The following is a 19,671-nucleotide window of genomic DNA, read 5'->3' on the forward strand; positions in this document are numbered from 1 at the left end:
CTGACACGATTCTATGAAAAAGTCGCCACATCGCCAAAATAAGGTCATAGACATGTCGACGACGCCGCCCGGCACGCTTCTCAATCGCGAGTTGGGCATTCTGGAGTTCAATGCGCGCGTGCTCGCGCAGGCCGCCGACCCTAATGTTCCCCTGCTGGAAAGGCTGAAGTTCATCTGTATCGTATCCAGCAACCTGGACGAATTCTTTGAGATCCGGATGGCGGGTCTGAAGGAACAGATGCGGGAAAACGCATCGGGCCTCACGCCCGACGGTCTCTCATTCCTGCAAACCTACCAGCTTGTCACCGAGCGCACCCAGCGACTGGTTGCCTCGCAGTATGACATGCTGCAGAACGTGATTTTCCCCGCGCTGGAGCAGGAAGGTGTGTTCTTCCACCTGACCAGCACCTGGACCGAGCAGCAGCGCGCCTGGGCGCGCGATTTCTTCGTGCGCGAGCTGGGCCCCGTGCTCACGCCGATCGCGCTCGATCCGGCCCACCCGTTCCCGCGCGTGCTCAACAAGAGCCTGAATTTCGTGATCGAACTGTCCGGCAAGGACGCGTTCGGACGCGATGCCGATCTTGCCATCGTTCAGGCCCCGCGCGCGCTGCCTCGCGTGGTGCGCATGCCCGAGCAGCTTTCGGGGTATCCGTACGGGTTCGTGATGCTGTCGTCGTTCATGCAGGCATTCGTGCATGAGCTGTTCCCCGCAATCGAAGTCGAAGGCTGCTATCAGTTCCGCGTAACGCGCAACTCGGACCTGTTCGTGTCCGAAGACGACATTACCGATCTCCGTGAAGCACTCCAGGGCGAACTGCCGACACGTCACTTCGGTGATATGGTCCGCCTCGAAGTGTCGTCTGACACGCCGCCCGCGCTGACGCGCCGGCTGCTGCTCGAGTCCGGCCTGACCGAACAGGATCTGTACCGCGTGAGCGGTCCGGTCAACCTGGCGCGGTTGATGCAGATTCCCGACATGGTGGACCGCCCTACCCTCAAGTACACGCCCCATGTGCCGGCAGCTGTCAAGGCGTTTCCGGCGGGTTCCAACATGTTCGACGTGATCCGTCAGCGCGATGTGCTGCTGCATCACCCGTACGAAAGCTTCTCATCTGTGCTCGACCTGCTGCAGCTTGCCGCCAACGACCCGAACGTGGTGGCAATCAAGCAGACTGTCTACCGCACCGGGAACGAATCTGCGGTGATGGAAGCGCTCATGACCGCGGCGCGCAACGGCAAGGAAGTGACGGTAGTGGTGGAACTGCTTGCGCGGTTTGACGAAGAAACCAACATCAACTGGGCCGAACGGCTGGAATCGGTTGGCGCCCACGTCGTGTATGGCGTGGTCGGCCACAAATGCCATGCCAAGATGCTCCTGATCGTGCGCCGCGAGCCGGCCACGCCCAAGGCGAAGCACTTCATGCTGCGCCGCTACGTCCACCTTGGCACGGGCAACTATCATCCGCGCACGGCCCGGCTGTACACCGACTTCGGGCTGCTGACGGCCGACGAAAAGATCTGCGAGGACGCGCATCACGTGTTCCAGCTTCTGACGGGCACCGCCGGCACGATCCGCCTGAATCACCTGTGGCAGTCGCCGTTCACGATGCACAGCAACCTCGTCGAGCACATCCGTGCCGAGGCCCGCAACGCACGCGCGGGCAAGCGGGCGCGCATCATCGCGAAGATGAACGCGCTGCTGGAGCCGACGATCATCGAAGAGCTGTACAAGGCATCGCGTTCCGGCGTGAAGATCGATCTGATCGTGCGGGGCGTTTGCGCGCTTCGCCCAGGAGTGCCGGGGATGTCCGAGAACATTTCGGTACGTTCGATCGTCGGCCGCTTCCTCGAGCACCATCGTGTCTACTACTTCCATGCCGGTGGCGATGACGTGCTGTATCTGTCGAGCGCTGACTGGATGGACCGCAACCTGTTCCGCCGCGTGGAGGTAGCTTTCCCGGTACTGGATCGCACGCTCAAGGCACGCGTGATCAAGGAAGGTCTGCAGGTGCATCTACGCGACAACGCCTCGGCGTGGATCATGCAATCGGACGGCGAGTATGTGCGCAAGCCATCGCGCGCCAAGGAACAGCGCGTAAGCCAGGTGGAGCTACTGGAGAGGTTCGGCACCTGAACGGCGCACCTTGCAAGCGAAAGGGCCGCTTCCCGAAAGGAAGCGGCCCTTTTTGTATCGGATTCGCCTGAAGCAGCGTGCCGTTGACGTCAGGCCGCGTGGCGCGGGGCATCGCCCAGTTGCGGCATCGGCTGCGCCGACTCAGGCTCATACCCGCTGCGATCCACCGGGAACACGATGCGGAACGTGCTACCCCGCCCCACTTCGCTGGTCACTCGCAGATCCGCGTGGTGACGCGACAGGACGTGCTTGACGATCGCCAGGCCCAGCCCCGTGCCGCCGGTATCCCGTGAGCGGCTGCGGTCGACGCGATAGAAGCGCTCGGTCAGGCGCGGGATATGCTCGGGCGCAATCCCAAGCCCGGTATCGCTCACCGAGAACACCGAATGCCCGTCCGTGTACGTCATACGGATGGCAATGCGCCCGCCGTCCGGCGTATAGCGCACCGCGTTCGACACCAGATTGCCAAGCGCCGACAGCAGTTCGCCCTCCGAGCCGCGCAGCACCACGGCGGTATCGATCTCCGTGTGGATGTCGTGGCGCCCCTGGGACAGCGCCTCGGCGTCATGTACGAGGTGAGCGGCAAGCCCACCGACGTCCACCGGATCGAGCGTCGGAGGCTGGACATCCGATTCCAGCTTGGCCAGCGCCAGGAGATCCTCGACGATATGCTGCATCCGCATCGACTGCACCAGCATCATATCGATGTAGCGCTTGCGATCTTCCTCCGACACCGGCAGGTCGCGAACGGTCTCGAGAAACCCGGTCAGCACGGTCAGCGGCGTCTTCAACTCGTGCGAGACGTTGGCGACGAAGTCCCGCCGCATCGCCTCGGTGTTCTCGACCTTGGTGATGTCCTGCGTCAGCACGAGCTTGCGATTCTCGCCGTAGGGAAGAATCTGTACCGAGGTGCTGCTGCGCTTGTGCTCGCCCATATCACGCATGATCAGGGGCTCGTCATAGCGCTCGCGCGTCAGGTAGTGCACGAACTCCGGGCGCCGAATCAGGTGCGTGATGCGCTGACGCACGTCGCGCTTCGCGTTGAGGCCGAAATGCTGCTCGGCCACGTCGTTGCACCATTCGATCTGGTCGGCGTCGTCGAGCATCAGCACGCCATAGGGCGATGCCTGGATGGCCTGGATAAAGCGGGTGTGCTGCTGCTCCACCTGCAACACCTGGGTGCGCCAGCGCTTCACCAGACGGTGCAGGCGATAGTAGACCTCGCCCCACAGACCCAGCGCGCTGGGGATCTCGCCGTATGCGGGCGCGTCCAGCACCTTCCAGAGCCGGTTGATCTGGAACAGGTAGTAGCCGAGCAGCAGAAACAGCGAAATGCAGAGGAACAGCAGACCGGAGACAGGGCCGGCAAAGACGTACAGTCCGGCGGCGATGACCGTCAGGCTGACGAGAATGGCCACGGAACGGGCCCAGATGACATTCATGCGAGGGTAGGAAGTTCGAGCGGCGGTCGCATTGCGACGGAGTTTGCCACGAAACAGCCGTGGCCTGCATGGTCCTTTTCGACCGGACGGGGCCCTCGCCGCACCGCCGCCGGCCGGTTACGCTCAGTGGCTTGGCGATCGCGCCAGGCGATAGCCGCTGCCACGCACGGTTTCGATCATGTTGCTGTATCCACCCGGGGTCAGCGCGGCGCGCAGGCGCTTGATGTGTACGTCCACGGTCCGTTCTTCCACAAAAACGTGGTCGCCCCAAACCTGATCCAGCAACTGTGAGCGACTATGCACACGCTCCGGATGCGTCATCAGAAAGTGCAGTAAACGAAACTCTGTCGGCCCCAGATCCAGCTTGATCGGACCACCGTCATCCTGACCGGTAACGCGGTGCGTGGCCGGATCAAGACGCAGGCCGTTGATCGCCACCACGTCGTCGGTCAGCTGCGGCGCGCGTCGGCGCAACACCGCCTTGATGCGGGCCAGCAGTTCCTTCGGCGAGAACGGCTTGGTCACATAGTCGTCCGCACCAGCTTCGAGGCCCATCACCTTGTCCTGCTCCTCGCTGCGCGCGGTGAGCATGATGATCGGGATCTGCTTGGTGCGATCGTTGTTGCGCAGCTCCTTGGCGAAGGTGGCACCCGATTTGCCCGGGAGCATCCAGTCCAGCAGCACAAGATCCGGCAGCACGTCACTCATCAGCGACAGCGCCTGCTCGGCGTTGTATGCGCGGATGGGATAGTGCCCGGCGTGCTGCAGATTGACGGCAATCAACTCGGCGATTGCCGGTTCGTCTTCGACAACGAGAATACTGCTTGGCATGTAATTGTTCTCCGCAAACTCAGTCCGGGCGCGTTATCAGCTTAGCGCTTCGCGCTCCATGTCCTCGCGCGAGGCATGACGAACGTCCGTGCCCTTTACGATGTAGATGATGAATTCTGCAATATTCTTCGCGTGATCGCCGATACGCTCGACGGCCTTGGCGATGAACAGGAAGTCCAGCGCCACCGAGATCGTGCGCGGGTCTTCCATCATGTAGGTAATCAACTTGCGCACGAAGGCCCGGAATTCCTCGTCGATGGCCTTGTCGTCCTTCACGATGCGCGCGGCGGCCACGGTATCCAGCCGCGCGAAGGCATCCAGTGCCTGGCGCAGCAGCGTGATGGCCATCTCGCCGGACAGCTTCACCTCGGCGTAGTTGATCGTGTGGGCCGCGGCATCTTCCATGATGTGCTTGGTCCGCTTGGCGATCTTCTCGGCCTCGTCACCGGCGCGCTCGAGATTGGTGATCGTCTTCGAGATCGCCATCACCAGACGCAGGTCACGCGCGGTGGGCTGGCGGCGCGCGATGATGTTGCCGCAATCGGCATCGATCTCGACTTCAAGCGCGTTGAGCTGCTGCTCGCGGGTGATGACCTGATCAGCGAGATCGCCGTCGAAGTCCGCCAGCGCGCGCATGGCGAGCTCGATCTGGGACTCGACCAGACCACCCATCTGCAGCAATTTGGTGTTGATCGCGTTAAGGTCTGCGTCGAACTGGGTCGACAGGTGCTTGTCAGTCATGGTGTTCTCCTGGCCGCTAATCGTATGCTAAGCGTGGATGCTCGAGTCCTGCAATTCAGTCCGGCTTCGATCAACCGAAGCGGCCGGTTATGTAGTCTTCGGTTTCCTTGCGATGCGGCTTGATGAAGATCTTCTCGGTCTCGCCGAACTCGATCAGCTCGCCCAGGTACATGTAGGCGGTGTAGTCCGAGCAGCGTGCAGCCTGCTGCATGTTGTGCGTCACGATCACGACCGTGTACTCGTCCTTGAGCTCGGCGATCAGTTCTTCAATGCGGCCCGTCGAAATCGGGTCCAGCGCCGAGCACGGCTCGTCCAGCAGCAGCACTTCCGGGCGGATCGCAATACCACGCGCAATGCACAGACGTTGCTGCTGGCCACCGGAAAGGCCATATCCGGACTGGTGCAGCTTGTCCTTGGCCTCGTTCCAGAGCGCCGCCTTGGAGAGCGCCCACTCGACGCGGTCATCCATCTCCGAGCGCGATAACTTCTCGAATAAGCGCACGCCAAAGGCGATATTGTCGTAGATAGACATCGGGAACGGCGTCGGCTTCTGGAACACCATGCCGACCTTGGCGCGCAGCAGGGAGATGTCCTGCTTGCTCGTCAGCAGGTTCTCGCCATCCATGCTGATCTCGCCCTCGGCGCGTTGCTCGGGGTACAGCGCGTACATCTTGTTGAACGTACGCAGCAGCGTCGACTTGCCGCAACCGGACGGACCGATGAAGGCGGTCACCTTCCGATCCGGGATCGACATGTTGATGTTCTTGAGCGCGTGGAACTGGTTGTAGTAGAAGTTCAGGTTCCGAACGTCGATCTTGGCGCGCACGGTATCGGGAATATCGATGACGGTAGAGGTCATGCTGATGTCTCGCTTGAATTGTTACTTCTTGAAGAGCATGCGCGCGATGATGTTCAGCGCAAGCACACCAATCGTAATCAGGAACACGCCGGCCCACGCCAGTTGCTGCCATTCGGTGAACGGGCTCATGGCAAAGCGGAAGATCGTCACCGGCAGGTTGGCCATCGGCTTGTTCAGGTCGGCGCTCCAGAACTGGTTGGACAGCGCGGTGAACAGCAGCGGCGCGGTTTCGCCGGCGATACGGGCCACGGCCAGCAGTACGCCGGTCACGATGCCCGCGTACGACGACTTGATCGTGATCGACATCACCATCTTCCACTTGGGCGTGCCAAGCGCAACGGCAGCTTCACGCAATGCGTTCGGCACCAGGTTCAGCATGTTCTCGGTGGTACGGACCACGATCGGCACCTGCAGCAGTGCCAGCGCGCAGACACCGGCCCAGCCCGAGAAATGGCCCATGCGGGTCACCACGATGGCATAGACGAACAGACCGATCACGATCGACGGGGCCGACAGCAGGATGTCGTTGATGAAACGGATCAAACTGGCCAGCGGCGATTTCTTGCCATATTCGGACAGGTAGATGCCGGCCAGGATACCCAGCGGCGTGCCGATCAGCGTGGCCATGCCCACCAGCACGAAGCTGCCGAAGATGGCGTTGGCCAAACCACCGCCGGCGGTGTTCGGGGCCGGCGTCATCTGTGTGAACAGGTCGAGCGACAGGCCGCCGACGCCCAGCGAGATGGTGGTCCAGAGAATCCATGCCAGCCAGAACAGGCCGAAACCCATCGCGGCCAGCGACGCGGTCAGCGCGTACATGTTCATGCGGCGGCGCGAGCCCTGCAGGCGCGCGCGCACAGCGTCCGAGTCAGGACGTACGGCGGGGATGGACGAAGTTGACACGGCTTGACTGGCTTGACTGGCTTGACTGGCTTGACTGGCTTGGTTCATTTTCCACCCTCATTCTTGGCCAGACGCAGCAGCAGGAGCTTGGACAGCGCCAGCACCACGAACGTAATGAAGAACAGGATCAGGCCCAGTTCCATCAGCGCGGCGGTATGCAGGCCAGCGCCGGCTTCGGCGAACTCATTCGCCAGCGCCGAGGTAATGCTGTTGCCCGGCGAAAACAGCGACACGTTGTCGAGGATATTGGTGTTGCCGATCACGAACGTGACCGCCATCGTTTCGCCCAGCGCGCGGCCCAGGCCAAGCATGACGCCACCGATGACGCCGGCACGCGTAAAGGGCAGCACCACGCGCCACATCACTTCCCAGGTAGTGCAGCCAATGCCGTAGGCCGATTCCTTCAGCAGCACCGGGGTGACTTCGAACACGTCGCGCATCACCGAGGCGATGTACGGGATGATCATGATCGCCAGAATCACACCCGCGCAGAGCAGACCGATGCCGAGCGGAGCGCCCTGGAACAGCTTGCCGATCACGGGTACCTGACCGATGGTGTTGGCCAGCGGCTTCTGGAAGTACTCGCCGAAGATCGGAGAGAACACGAGCAGACCCCACATGCCGTAGACGATCGACGGCACTGCGGCGAGCAGCTCGATGGCGGTGCCGAGCGGCCGGCGCAACCAGGCGGGCGACAGCTCGGTAAGAAACAGTGCGATGCCGAAGCTGACCGGCACGGCGATGATGAGCGCGATCAGCGAGGTGACGATCGTGCCGTAGATGGGAACAAGCGCGCCGTAGACGTCGGCGGGTGGATCCCATTCCGAGTTCCAGAGGAACGAAATGCCGAACTTGCTGATCGAGGGCCAGGCGCTGATGGCCAGAGACACGATGATGCCGCCGAGCAGCAACAGCGTCACAATGGCGGCGCCGCGGGTCAGGCCGCCGAACAGGATGTCGCCAAGACGGCTGGGAGGCCGGACGACGGGAAGATCGGACGAGGTCGCCATGATGAAAAGATCGATGGGTGAATCGGAGCCGCGGCGGCTTTTCAGCCGCCGCGGCACCCGTCACGCAACGCCGAGGCACGACCCCGGACTACGTGACCGGACAGACTTCGGGATTAGTACAGTGCCTTACCCGAACCGTCCTTGACGCTGTTCTTCCAGGTCGAGCGAATCTGGTTCACGACCGATTCCGGCAGCGGTACGTAATCCAGTTCAGCAGCCATCGTGCCACCGCTCTTGTAGGCCCAGTCGAAGAACTTCATGACTTCCTGGCCCTGTGCCGCCTTTTCCTGCGTCTTGTGCAGCAGGATGAAGGTGGCGCCAGCGATCGGCCATGCCGTCTTGCCCGGCTCGTTCGTAAGGATCTGGTAGAACGACTTGCTCCAGTCAGCGCCGGCAGCGGCCGCCTTGAAGGCTTCGTCGCTAGGCTTGACGATCTCGCCTGCCGAGTTCTTCATCGTCAGGTACGTCATCTTGTTCTGCTTGGCATAGGCATACTCGACGTAGCCGATGGCGCCATTCAGACGCTGCACGAAGGCGGCCACGCCTTCGTTACCCTTGCCGCCCGTGCCACCGCCCGGCCAGTTCACCGTGGTGCCTTCGCCCACCGAGTTCTTCCAGTCAGGGCTGACCTTCGAGAGGTAGTTCGTGAAGATGAACGTCGTACCCGAGCCGTCGGCACGACGCACCGGCAGGATGTCCTGGCTCGGCAGGTGGGCCTTCGGGTTCAGGGCCTTGATCGCGGGATCGTCCCACTTCTTGATCTTGCCGAGGTAGATGTTGGCCAGCACGTCACCCGTGATGATCAGCTCGCCCGGCTTCACGCCTTGCAGGTTGATCACCGGCACTACGCCACCGATCACGGTCGGGAACTGGATCAGGTTGCCCTTTGCCAGTTCGTCGTCCTTCAGCGGAGCGTCCGAAGCGCCGAAGTCAACGGTCTTGGCGCCGATCTGCTTGATACCACCCGACGAACCGATAGATTGATAGTTGACCTTGTTGCCCGTTGCTTTTTGGTAGGCATCAGCCCACTTGGAATACACAGGCGCCGGGAAAGAAGCGCCAGCACCGGTAATTTCCGCCGCGAACGCAGTACCCGCCACCACAATCGACACGATGCCTGCTACGGCAGTCTTGACCAGCTTCATATGTCCTCCAGAGAACATGGGTTGGGAATGACAAATTTTTGACAAGGCGAACTGTATGCTCTCCATATGACAGTTCCATGACATCGCCAAATCTTCTTCAAACGCCACCTGGAGGCCCCGATATTCAAGGGCTTGTCAATGTGCCAGCATACATTTGCGCCTCAATCGCCACCCAATTATTGATAGTATTTCATCTATGGATGGCGGTAAGTGACGGCGGTTAATTGCCTTATTTGCGAAAAAGAAAAGGCCACGACACAATGCCGTGGCCTTTTGACAGCGTTGAACTGCCCAGAGGAACGCTCAGGCACGCAATGCGGCGGCAAGCTCCTGCGCGGCGCGCTCAGCGGTTTCCACCTGTTCGGCCTCCACCATCACACGGACCACGGGCTCCGTTCCCGAGGCGCGGATCAGTACCCGACCCCGGCCTTCCAGTTCGGGCTCCACACGCTCCCGGACAGCCTTGAGTCCAGCGTGGTTCTGCCAGTCAAAGCCCTTCTCGACGCGCACGTTGATGAGCGTCTGCGGGAACAGACTCACGCCATCCAGCAGTTGCGGAAGGGTCTTGCCACTGCGGCGTAGCGCGGCCAGCACCTGCAGCGCGGACACGATGCCATCGCCCGTGGTATGCCTGTCCAGGCACAGCAGATGCCCGGATCCCTCGCCGCCGAGCTGCCAGTGGCGTCGATTGAGTTCCTCGAGCACGTAACGGTCGCCAACCTTGGCGCGGACGAACGACACGCCAATGCGCTTGAGCGCCAGTTCGACTGCCATGTTCGTCATCAGCGTGCCGACCGCACCTTCTACCCGCTGGCCGGACGCCTGACGATCGCGCACAATCAGATAGAGCAACTCATCGCCGTTGTACAACCGGCCATCGGCGTCCACCACCTGCAGGCGGTCGGCGTCGCCGTCGAATGCCAGGCCGAGATCCGCGCCGTTAGCCTTGACTGCTTCGATCAGCTTCTCGGGCGCGGTGGCACCATACCCGGCGTTGATGTTGCGGCCATTGGGCTGGTTGCCGATCGAAATCACCTCGGCGCCCAACTCGTGGAACACATGCGGTGCGATGTGATAAGCGGCACCATTAGCGCAATCGACTACGATCTTCAGACCATGCAGGTCGTGTTCGTACGGGAATGTGCTCTTGCAAAACTCGATGTAACGACCTGCAGCGTCGTCGATCCGGCGGGCGCGGCCGAGTTCATCCGAGTGCACGCAGGTCATTGGCTCTTCAACCATGGCCTCGATCCGCGATTCCACGTCATCGGGCAGCTTGTCACCCGACGCCGAAAAGAACTTGATACCGTTGTCGTAGTACGGGTTGTGGCTTGCGGAAATCACCACTCCCGCCGCCAACCGGAGCGTTCGCGTGAGATAGGCAATGCCCGGCGTGGGCAACGGACCAGTCAGCAGCACATTGACGCCTGCGGCTGTAAAGCCGGCCTCGAGTGCCGCTTCCAGCATATATCCAGAGATCCGCGTGTCCTTGCCAATCAGGACGGTGGGCTTGCCCTGCGAACTCTTCTGCCCCAGCGCCAGCACCTTGCCGGCCGCATGGCCAAGTCGCATCACAAAATCTGGCGTGATCGGCGCGTCGCCGACCCGACCCCGCACGCCGTCTGTCCCGAAATACTTGCGTGTCATATTTCTCATTCTCCGTGTTGCCCATCGGGGGCAACTGATTCTTGGCGGACCGCCCACCACACCTTGAGGGCGTCCACTGTTTGTTCAACATCATGTACCCGGACGATATATGCACCGCGCTCAGCTGCGCACACGGCTGCCGCCACACTGGCAGCTACGCGCGCCTGTGGAGGTTTGCCGCCGATGATTGCACCCAGCGTCGATTTGCGCGACAGGCCCACCAGGAGCGGCAGGCCATCAACGGCAAGGCTAGGTAATTGCCCGAGCAACCTCAGATTATGGTCTGGAGTCTTGCCAAATCCAAAACCTGGATCAAGGGAAATACGCGCCGTGTCGATGCCCGCCGCACGCAGGGTTGACACCCGTTCTTCCAGAAAAGACGCTACCTCGGCAACCACATCGGTGTAGTGCGGATCCTCCTGCATCGTCTGGGGATCACGCTGCATATGCATGACGCATAGTCCGAACTGCCCTGCGGCAACTGCCTCAACGGCACCCGGCATTCGGAAGCCCCAGATATCATTGATCAGATCCGCTCCGCCCGCCAGCGCTGCACGCATAACCTCCGGCTTGTAGGTGTCGATCGAAAGCGGCTTACCGCAATCGGCCAGCGACTCGACAATCGGCATCACACGATCTAGTTCCTGATCGAGCGGCAGCGCGGCCGACCCAGGTCGGCTGGACTCTCCACCGATATCGATGATGTCGACACCCTCTGCAATCAATTGCTCCGCGTGGCGCAGCGCGGCGTCACGGGTGGTGTGCTGCCCGCCATCGGAGAACGAATCGGGGGTCACATTGAGAATACCCATCACGAGTGGGCGGCGGCGGCGGGAAAAACGATAGCGCCCGCACTGGAAGAACTCGGTCGACAAGATTCGCGTCCTGAAAACAAAAAAGCCGGCGCGCAAGGCACCGGCCTGAGAGGCTATCAGAAACCAGCCCTTGCGAGCTGGTCTCTGCGTATCACCTCATGTCACATCCGTATCAAACCGTTTCGTCGGCACGTGCCGTTGCGGGTGCATTGGTCGGTGCCACCGGGGAACCGCCGGGAGGCGTGTTGCCACCGCTGTTCGGACCCTGCGCGCCACGCGGCGGACGCGGCGGACGGCCCGCCATGATGTCGTTCACCTGTTCGGCGTCGATCGTTTCCCACTCCATCAGCGCGTTGGTCATCGCTTCGACCTTGTCGCGGTTCTCTTCGAGCAAGCGCTTGGCCAGCGCGTATTGATCGTCGATGATGCGGCGGATCTCTGCGTCAACCTTCTGCTGCGTCGCTTCGGACACGGTCTTCGACGACAGCTTGCCGAACATGCCGTCCTGCTCTGTGTCCACGTAGACCATCGCGCCGAGCGAATCGCTCATGCCAAAGCGGGTCACCATATCGCGGGCGATCTTGGTGGCACGCTCGAAGTCGTTCGAAGCACCGGTGCTCATGGCGTTGAGGAACACCTCTTCGGCAGCGCGGCCGCCGAACAGGATGGCAATTTCCTCGAGCATGTTGTCCTTGTACTTCGAGTACTTGTCATGCTCCGGCAACTGCCAAGTCACGCCCAGCGCCCAACCGCGCGGCATGATCGTGACCTTGTGGACCGGATCGGCCTTCGGCAGCAGCTTGGCAACCACGGCATGGCCAGACTCGTGGTAAGCCGTGGCCTTGCGCTCTTCCTCGCGCATGACCGTCGACTTGCGCTCCGGGCCCATGTAAATCTTGTCCTTGGCGTCCTCGAAGTCCTGCATGTCCACCACGCGCTTGCTGCGGCGGGCGGCAAACAGCGCAGCCTCGTTGACCAGGTTAGCCAAGTCCGCACCCGAGAAGCCAGGCGTACCACGAGCGATGATCGATGCGTCCACGTCGTTGCCGATCGGCACCTTGCGCATATGGACCTTCAGGATCTGCTCGCGGCCGCGGATGTCCGGCAGGCCCACATAGACCTGACGGTCGAAACGGCCCGGACGCAGCAGCGCCTTGTCCAGCACGTCGGCACGGTTGGTCGCGGCGATCACGATCACGCCAGAGTTGGCCTCGAAGCCATCCATCTCGACCAGCATCTGGTTCAGGGTCTGCTCGCGCTCGTCGTTACCGCCGCCCATGCCGGCGCCACGATGGCGACCGACCGCGTCGATTTCGTCGATGAACACGATGCAGGGGGCCTGCTTCTTGGCGTTCTCGAACATGTCGCGCACACGGGCTGCACCCACGCCGACGAACATTTCCACGAAGTCCGAACCCGAGATGCTGAAGAACGGCACCTTGGCCTCACCGGCGATAGCACGCGCCAGCAGCGTCTTGCCGGTACCCGGAGGCCCGACCAGCAGCACGCCGCGCGGAATACGTCCGCCCAGCTTCTGGAATTTCTGCGGGTCCTTCAGGAAGTCGACCAGTTCGACCACTTCCTCCTTCGACTCGTCGCAACCCGCGACGTCAGCGAAGGTAACGGCGTTCTGGTTCTCGTCGATCAGGCGCGCGCGGGATTTACCGAAGGAGAAGGCTCCGCCTTTCCCCCCGCCCTGCATCTGCCGCATCATATAGAACCAGAAGACGATGATCAGGAGCGTCGGTCCGAGGTAGTACAGCGCCTGGACCAGCACGTTGGGCTCGTCGTCAGCCTTGCCGGTCACCTGGACACCGTACTTCATCAGGTCGCCGACCATCCAGATATCGCCCGGCGAAATGATCGTGTACTTGGAGCCTTCCTTGGGCGAAACCACGAGGTTGCGGCCCTGCACGTCGACACGCGACACCTTGCCGTTCTTGGCGTCATCCATGAACTGCGAATAGGTGACACTGTCCTGGGCACGCGGTTTGTCGAACTGCTTGAAGACGGTGAACAATACCAGCGCGATTACGAGCCAGATTGCCGCCTTTTGAAACAGGTTGTTATTCAAGGCCGAACTCCTTTCCAATTGCCTTGCCAACGGGTAGCTGCATTGCATTGTAATGCAGCCCCCGCCCCCGCAGGGAAATCTGAATCTATGGACCTGATAGTGCCTGATACGGCCCATTCAGGGCAAGTCGCGCACCGCCCGGGCGTACCCTGCCCCCTTTTGGGAGCACTGGGAGCGCCTGCGGCATGTTTTGGGCCCGCGTCAGTCCATCGACTTCAGGTAGCGCCCAAGAATAAATGTTTCCGAAGACTTGTCACGCGACGCCTTGGGCTTGCGGCTCGCGACGACCTTGAACTGCCGCTTGAACTTTTCCACGATCTGGCTGTAGCCCGAGCCGTGAAAGCACTTGACCAGCAAGGAACCTTCCGGCTTCAGGTGGGCCTGGGCAAAGTCCAGCGCCAGATCGCACAGATACTCGATCCGCGCGGCATCGGCCGAGGCCACGCCAGACAAGTTGGGGGCCATATCGGAGATAACAAGGTCGATGCGGGAGCCACCAGACGCATCGAGCACCACCTGCTCGAGCTGACGGAATACCTCTTCCTCCCGGAAATCGCCCTGGATAAAGGTCACGTCGGCCACCGGCTCCATCGGCAGGATGTCGATCGCCACCACGGCGCCGTCGATCCGGCCGTCTTTCGCGCGGGGTGAAGCGGCCAGTTTGTTCCGGGCGTACTGGCTCCAGCTGCCCGGCGCGGCGCCCAGATCCACGATGACCTGGCCTGGCTGGATCAACTTGTCCTGATCGTCGATCTCCTTGAGCTTGTAGGCCGCGCGGGCGCGATAGCCCTCGCGCTGGGCCATCTTCACGTACGGATCGTTGATGTGGTCGTGCAGCCACGACTGATTGAATTTGTTCTTGGCCATTGATGAGACTTGCCTACTTGCTACTTACCGGTTTGGCGGGATTGGCACCGCAAGTCGAACGACCGTGCGGAGCTTTTTCTCCCGATTTGGAGATCTTTACCGCCTGCCGGCGATATTTTGGCGGATAATACGCGCCAAATCGCTATTTGCCCTCTCATGCCAGCCCTACAACTGATTTCCGCCCAACGCTCCGACCTGCGCTCGCGCGCCCACAGCCTCAATCCCGTGGTCATGATCGGTGCGGAAGGCCTGACCCGTGCGGTCCTGGCCGAGATCGACCGGAGCCTGGCGGCTCACGATCTGATCAAGATTCGCGTCCTCGGTGACGAACGCGACGCACGCATTGCCATTTACGACGCCATTTGTGACGAACTCAGCGCCGCGCCGATCCAGCACATCGGCAAGTTGCTCGTGATCTGGCGTCCGGGCCCCGCCCTCCTGAAGGAAAACCTGCCGGAGGAACTGGGAGCCGCCGCGCGTCGCCGTGCTACTGGCACAGGCGCAGCCCCACGCACCGTCATGGTCCGCAAGCCGAGCACCTCCGGTCAACGCCGCCCCAAGAGCACGGCAGTCACCGTACTGGGCAACGAACGTGTGACCCAGGGTGGTAACGTCAAGCGTTCCCGCGCCCGCCCGGCCAGCCAGAAAAAGAAAGCACTGGGTTGACCAGTGGCCGAATCGGCCAGTTCCACCAAAAAGGCGGCCGAGGCCGCCTTTTTTCACACCTTTGCTCAGCGTGGCGCGCTAGCCCGCCACACCAGCACCAGTGCCAGCACACTCTGAACCAGATAGATCACGCTGGACACCCCGTGCAACATGCCGAATTCGGCCTTGTACGGTGATTCGGACACGCCCAGATTCAGCGCCTGAGCCTTGACCTTGAGTCCTTCCATGAACGGCTGCACACCGAAATAGCCGGCCAGCACGCATACCAGCATGGCCAGGACGATCCAGCGCAACGAGCGATAACGCTCGGCGCCACGGCGGATCAGCACATTGCAGAGCACGAGCTGAAGCACGCCCACGGTCATGCCGAGGATCGCCTCGTAGCGGAACAGATGCCCGGCGATCATCCCGGCCGTTTCGCGGCTCGGCAGCACCGAGAACAGCGTCGGCGCCACCAGATAGCCGATCGTCCACAGGCTGCCGGCCCAGATCACGGTCAGCAGCAGAAACAGACGATGCGGCAACGGCGGCAGATTCGAGTAAGACGAGGAGAACACGCCTGTCCCGCGCCGTCAGATGTAGCGAACCGTGATGACTTCGTACTCGCGCTCGCCGCCCGGGGCCAGCACGACTGCTACGTCGCCTTCGAACTTGCCGATCAGTGCGCGTGCGATCGGCGAGCTCACGGAGATCTTGCCGGTATCGAGATCCGCCTCGTCGTCACCGACGATCTGATAGCTCACAGGGCTGCCAGATTCCAGGTCTTCCAGATCCACGGTGGCGCCAAAAACGATGCGGCCGTCCGTGTCCAGCTGGGTCGGATCGATCACCTGGGCGGCCGAAAGCTTCGCTTCCACTTCCTGGATGCGGCCTTCGATGAACGCCTGCTTTTCCTTAGCGGCGTCGTATTCGGCATTTTCCGACAGGTCGCCCTGGGCACGCGCCTCGGAGATGGCGTTGATCACCGCAGGACGCTCGACGGCCTTGAGGCGCTGCAGCTCTTCCTTCAGGAGTTCGGCGCCACGCTTGGTAATCGGAATGGTGCTCATTGTCTTGTTCAACAAAAAAATGAGCCGCAGCGGAGCTGGAACCATGCGCCGGCAGTCACCTGCCAGGCAGCACTTCCGCTCAACCGCGGCTTTCAGATGGGATCACACAGCGGCCAGCAAGGCCGGTGCAATCGGCGAATTCGACGTAGTGTAGGCCAGAACCGCCGCCGGTATCAACCCGACGGACGGACTACTGCGGTACGGGGTCACATTCCCCGCACCGCAGCATCAGGCATGTCAGGCCAGCTGCTTGTGCAGGCCCTGCAGGTCGTAGACCTCCAGGTTCTGCATGTGCTTGAGGCCTTCCACCGCGGCGTTGGCGCCGGCGATGGTGGTGTAGTACGGCACGCGGGCGGCCAGCGCGGCGATACGGATCGAACGCGAATCGGCGATGGCCGTGCGCGTTTCGTCGACCGTCGTGAAGACCAGCGCCAGTTCACCGTTCTTGATCATGTCCACGATGTGCGGACGGCCGTCCTTCACCTTGTTGACAACCCGGACCGGGATGCCGGCGGCCTCGATGGCCGATGCCGTGCCACGTGTGGCGACGATCGGGTAACCGAGGTCGTGCAGCATGCGGGCCACGGTCACGGCGCGCGGCTTGTCGCTGTCCTTGACGGTGATCAGCACGGTGCCCTTCTCGGGCAGGCGCGAACCGGCGGCCAGCTGGCTCTTGAACAGCGCTTCGCCGAACACCTTGCCCACGCCCATCACTTCGCCGGTCGAACGCATTTCAGGTCCGAGGACCGGATCCACGCCCGGGAACTTGTTGAACGGGAACACAGCTTCCTTGACGCTGTAGTACGGCGGCACCACCTCTTCGCCGATACCTTGCGAATCAAGCGACTGGCCGGCCATGCAACGCGCGGCGATCTTGGCCAGCGACAGGCCGGTGGCCTTCGACACGTACGGCACCGTACGCGACGCGCGCGGGTTCACTTCCAGCACGTAGACGATGTCCTCGCCATTCCGCTGCTGGATCGCGAACTGCACGTTCATCAGACCCACCACGTTCAGCGCCTTGGCCATCGCGGCGGTCTGGCGCTTCAGTTCGTCGACGGTTGCCTGCGACAGCGAGTACGGCGGCAGCGAGCAGGCCGAGTCGCCCGAGTGGACGCCTGCCTGTTCGATGTGCTCCATCACGCCGCCGATGAACACGCGATTGCCGTCGCACAGGGCGTCGACGTCGCACTCGATGGCGTCGTTCAGGAATCGGTCCAGCAGCACCGGCGAGTCGTTCGACACCTTCACGGCCTCGCGCATGTAGCGCTCGAGGTCGCGCGGCTCGTGCACGATTTCCATCGCGCGGCCACCCAGCACGTACGACGGACGCACCACCAGCGGATAACCGATTTCCTCGGCCAGGCGCAGTGCCTCGTCTTCAGCGCGCGCGGTACGGTTCGGCGGCTGGCGCAGACCCAGGTTCTGCAGCAGCTTCTGGAAGCGCTCGCGGTCTTCCGCGGCGTCGATCATGTCCGGGCTCGTGCCGATGATGGGCACGCCGTTGGCTTCCAGATCCAGCGCCAGCTTCAGCGGAGTCTGGCCGCCGTACTGGACGATCACGCCGACCGGCTTTTCCTTGTCGACGATTTCCAGCACGTCTTCCAGCGTCAGCGGCTCGAAGTACAGGCGGTCCGAGGTGTCATAGTCGGTCGACACGGTTTCGGGGTTGCAGTTGACCATGATGGTCTCGTACCCGTCTTCGCGCAGCGCAAGCGCGGCGTGCACGCAGCAGTAGTCGAACTCGATACCCTGGCCGATCCGGTTCGGGCCACCGCCCAGCACCATGATCTTCTTGTTGTTGGTCGGGTCGGCTTCGCACTCGCCATGCTCGGCCTCGTAGGTGCCGTACATGTACGCGGTGTTCGTGGCGAACTCGGCCGCGCAGGTGTCCACGCGCTTGTAGACCGGGCGCACGTTCTGCGCCACGCGCGCCTGACGCACGGCCTTCGCGTCGGTCTTCAGCAGCTTGGCCAGGCGGCGATCCGAGAAGCCCTTCTGCTTCAGGTGACGCAGTTCGGCGGTCGACAGGCTTTCCAGCGTGCGATTACGCACCAGGCCTTCGGTCTTCACGATGTCTTCGATCTGGGCCAGGAACCACGGATCGATATCGGTCTCGCTCTGCACTTCCTCCAGCGACATGCCGAGGCGGAATGCGTCGCCCACGTACCAGATACGGTCCGGGCCGGCTTCGCCGATTTCCTCGATCACTTCGTCGCGATCGGTCGACTTTTCGTCCAGGCCGTCCACGCCCACTTCCAGACCACGCAGTGCCTTCTGGAACGATTCCTGGAACGTACGGCCCATGGCCATCACCTCGCCCACCGACTTCATCTGGGTGGTCAGGTGGCTGTCTGCGGCCGGGAATTTTTCGAACGCGAAACGCGGCACCTTGGTGACCACGTAGTCGATCGACGGTTCGAACGAGGCCGGGGTCTGGCCGCCGGTGATTTCGTTCTTGAGTTCGTCGAGCGTGTAGCCGACGGCCAGCTTGGCGGCAACCTTCGCAATCGGGAAACCGGTGGCCTTCGAGGCCAGGGCCGACGAACGCGACACGCGCGGATTCATCTCGATCACGATCATCCGGCCATCCGTCGGATTGATCGAGAACTGCACGTTCGAGCCGCCGGTGTCCACGCCGATCTCGCGCAGCACGGCCAGCGAGGCGTTACGCAGGATCTGGTATTCCTTGTCGGTCAGCGTCTGGGCCGGGGCCACCGTGATCGAGTCACCGGTGTGGATGCCCATCGGGTCCAGGTTTTCGATCGAGCAGATGATGATGCAGTTGTCCGCCTTGTCGCGAACAACTTCCATCTCGTATTCCTTCCAGCCCAGCAGCGATTCCTCGATCAGCAGCTCGCGCGTCGGCGACAGGTCCAGGCCACGCTTGCAGATTTCCTCGAATTCTTCGCGGTTGTAGGCGATACCGCCGCCGGTGCCGCCCAGCGTGAACGACGGGCGGATCACGATCGGGTAGCCGGCGGTGCCGGTTTCCTGGGCGATGCGCGATTGCACGGCCACGGCCTCGTCCATCGAGTGGGCGATGCCGGACTTGGCCGAACCGAGACCGATCTTGGTCATCGCGTCCTTGAACTTCTGGCGGTCCTCGGCCTTGTCGATGGCTTCCGGCGACGCGCCGATCAGCTCGACCTTGTACTTGTCCAGCACGCCATGGCGGTGCAGGTCCAGCGCGCAGTTCAGCGCGGTCTGGCCACCCATGGTCGGCAGGATCGCATCCGGGCGCTCCTTCTCGATGATGCGCTCGACCACTTCCCAGGTGATGGGTTCGATGTACGTCACGTCGGCCGTGTTCGGGTCCGTCATGATGGTCGCCGGGTTCGAGTTGACCAGGATGACCTTGAAGCCCTCTTCACGCAGCGCCTTGCAGGCCTGCGCGCCGGAGTAGTCGAATTCGCACGCCTGACCGATGATGATCGGGCCCGCGCCGATGATTAGGATGCTCTTGATATCTGTGCGCTTTGGCATTG

General features: G+C 62.1%; 16 protein-coding genes. 2 read left to right on the top strand and 14 right to left on the bottom strand.

What is annotated here, in order from left to right; genetic code table 11:
- Positions 1 to 13 precede the first annotated feature (13 nt).
- Positions 14 to 2,134 (top strand): polyphosphate kinase 1, encoded by a 2,121-nt coding sequence (ppk1, locus tag K6G35_RS09960; protein WP_080709698.1) that lies wholly within the window; start codon positions 14 to 16, stop codon positions 2,132 to 2,134.
- 89 nt (positions 2,135 to 2,223) lie between these two features.
- On the opposite strand, the gene phoR is transcribed toward ppk1, so the two are convergent.
- The 11 genes from phoR to K6G35_RS10015 form a co-directional block, all read right to left on the bottom strand.
- Positions 2,224 to 3,576 carry a phosphate regulon sensor histidine kinase PhoR gene (phoR, locus tag K6G35_RS09965; protein WP_008641663.1) on the bottom strand — a complete coding sequence of 451 codons (1,353 nt, stop codon included), beginning with the start codon at positions 3,574 to 3,576 and terminating at the stop codon, positions 2,224 to 2,226.
- Positions 3,577 to 3,699: 123 nt separating this feature from the next.
- Positions 3,700 to 4,407, bottom strand: a complete 708-nt coding sequence (gene phoB, locus K6G35_RS09970) for a phosphate regulon transcriptional regulator PhoB (RefSeq protein ID WP_008641662.1) — start codon at positions 4,405 to 4,407, stop codon at positions 3,700 to 3,702.
- A gap of 36 nt (positions 4,408 to 4,443) precedes the next feature.
- Complete coding sequence (phoU, locus tag K6G35_RS09975; protein WP_008641661.1) at positions 4,444 to 5,148, bottom strand: phosphate signaling complex protein PhoU; 705 nt, start codon at positions 5,146 to 5,148, stop codon at positions 4,444 to 4,446.
- Positions 5,149 to 5,218: 70 nt separating this feature from the next.
- Positions 5,219 to 6,007, bottom strand: a complete 789-nt coding sequence (gene pstB, locus K6G35_RS09980) for a phosphate ABC transporter ATP-binding protein PstB (RefSeq protein WP_008641660.1) — start codon at positions 6,005 to 6,007, stop codon at positions 5,219 to 5,221.
- Positions 6,008 to 6,028: 21 nt separating this feature from the next.
- Positions 6,029 to 6,958 carry a phosphate ABC transporter permease PstA gene (gene pstA, locus K6G35_RS09985; RefSeq protein WP_495675626.1) on the bottom strand — a complete coding sequence of 310 codons (930 nt, stop codon included), beginning with the start codon at positions 6,956 to 6,958 and terminating at the stop codon, positions 6,029 to 6,031.
- Entirely contained in the window at positions 6,955 to 7,920 is a 966-nt protein-coding gene (gene pstC / locus K6G35_RS09990; RefSeq protein WP_008641658.1) for a phosphate ABC transporter permease PstC, read from the bottom strand. The genes pstA and pstC overlap by 4 nt, the downstream gene beginning before the upstream one ends.
- A 113-nt stretch (positions 7,921 to 8,033) precedes the next feature.
- Complete coding sequence (gene pstS / locus K6G35_RS09995) at positions 8,034 to 9,065, bottom strand: phosphate ABC transporter substrate-binding protein PstS (RefSeq protein WP_008641657.1); 1,032 nt, start codon at positions 9,063 to 9,065, stop codon at positions 8,034 to 8,036.
- Positions 9,066 to 9,368: 303 nt separating this feature from the next.
- Positions 9,369 to 10,712, bottom strand: a complete 1,344-nt coding sequence (gene glmM, locus K6G35_RS10000; protein WP_008641656.1) for a phosphoglucosamine mutase — start codon at positions 10,710 to 10,712, stop codon at positions 9,369 to 9,371.
- A gap of 5 nt (positions 10,713 to 10,717) precedes the next feature.
- The gene (gene folP / locus K6G35_RS10005; RefSeq protein WP_008641655.1) at positions 10,718 to 11,587 is read right to left on the bottom strand and encodes a dihydropteroate synthase; all 870 of its coding nucleotides are present in this window, start codon (positions 11,585 to 11,587) and stop codon (positions 10,718 to 10,720) included.
- A gap of 112 nt (positions 11,588 to 11,699) precedes the next feature.
- Positions 11,700 to 13,601, bottom strand: coding sequence for an ATP-dependent zinc metalloprotease FtsH (ftsH, locus tag K6G35_RS10010; protein ID WP_008641654.1), 1,902 nt, complete (start codon positions 13,599 to 13,601; stop codon positions 11,700 to 11,702).
- A gap of 201 nt (positions 13,602 to 13,802) precedes the next feature.
- Positions 13,803 to 14,468, bottom strand: coding sequence for an RlmE family RNA methyltransferase (locus K6G35_RS10015; RefSeq protein ID WP_008641653.1), 666 nt, complete (start codon positions 14,466 to 14,468; stop codon positions 13,803 to 13,805).
- A gap of 156 nt (positions 14,469 to 14,624) precedes the next feature.
- On the opposite strand from K6G35_RS10015, the gene K6G35_RS10020 reads away from it, so the two are divergent.
- On the top strand, positions 14,625 to 15,134 hold the full coding sequence (locus K6G35_RS10020) for a YhbY family RNA-binding protein (RefSeq protein ID WP_008641651.1): 510 nt from the start codon (positions 14,625 to 14,627) through the stop codon (positions 15,132 to 15,134).
- A gap of 65 nt (positions 15,135 to 15,199) precedes the next feature.
- Here K6G35_RS10020 and K6G35_RS10025 read toward each other — a convergent pair whose 3' ends face one another.
- From K6G35_RS10025 to carB, 3 genes are all read right to left on the bottom strand, one after another.
- Positions 15,200 to 15,691, bottom strand: a complete 492-nt coding sequence (locus K6G35_RS10025; RefSeq protein ID WP_017513923.1) for a DUF4149 domain-containing protein — start codon at positions 15,689 to 15,691, stop codon at positions 15,200 to 15,202.
- A 15-nt stretch (positions 15,692 to 15,706) separates the two neighbouring features.
- The gene (greA, locus tag K6G35_RS10030; RefSeq protein WP_008641647.1) at positions 15,707 to 16,183 is read right to left on the bottom strand and encodes a transcription elongation factor GreA; all 477 of its coding nucleotides are present in this window, start codon (positions 16,181 to 16,183) and stop codon (positions 15,707 to 15,709) included.
- A gap of 237 nt (positions 16,184 to 16,420) precedes the next feature.
- Entirely contained in the window at positions 16,421 to 19,669 is a 3,249-nt protein-coding gene (carB, locus tag K6G35_RS10035; RefSeq protein WP_495675627.1) for a carbamoyl-phosphate synthase large subunit, read from the bottom strand.
- Between the last annotated feature and the right edge of the window lie 2 nt (positions 19,670 to 19,671).

The sequence above is a fragment of the Cupriavidus sp. HY129 genome, from assembly GCF_059492215.1.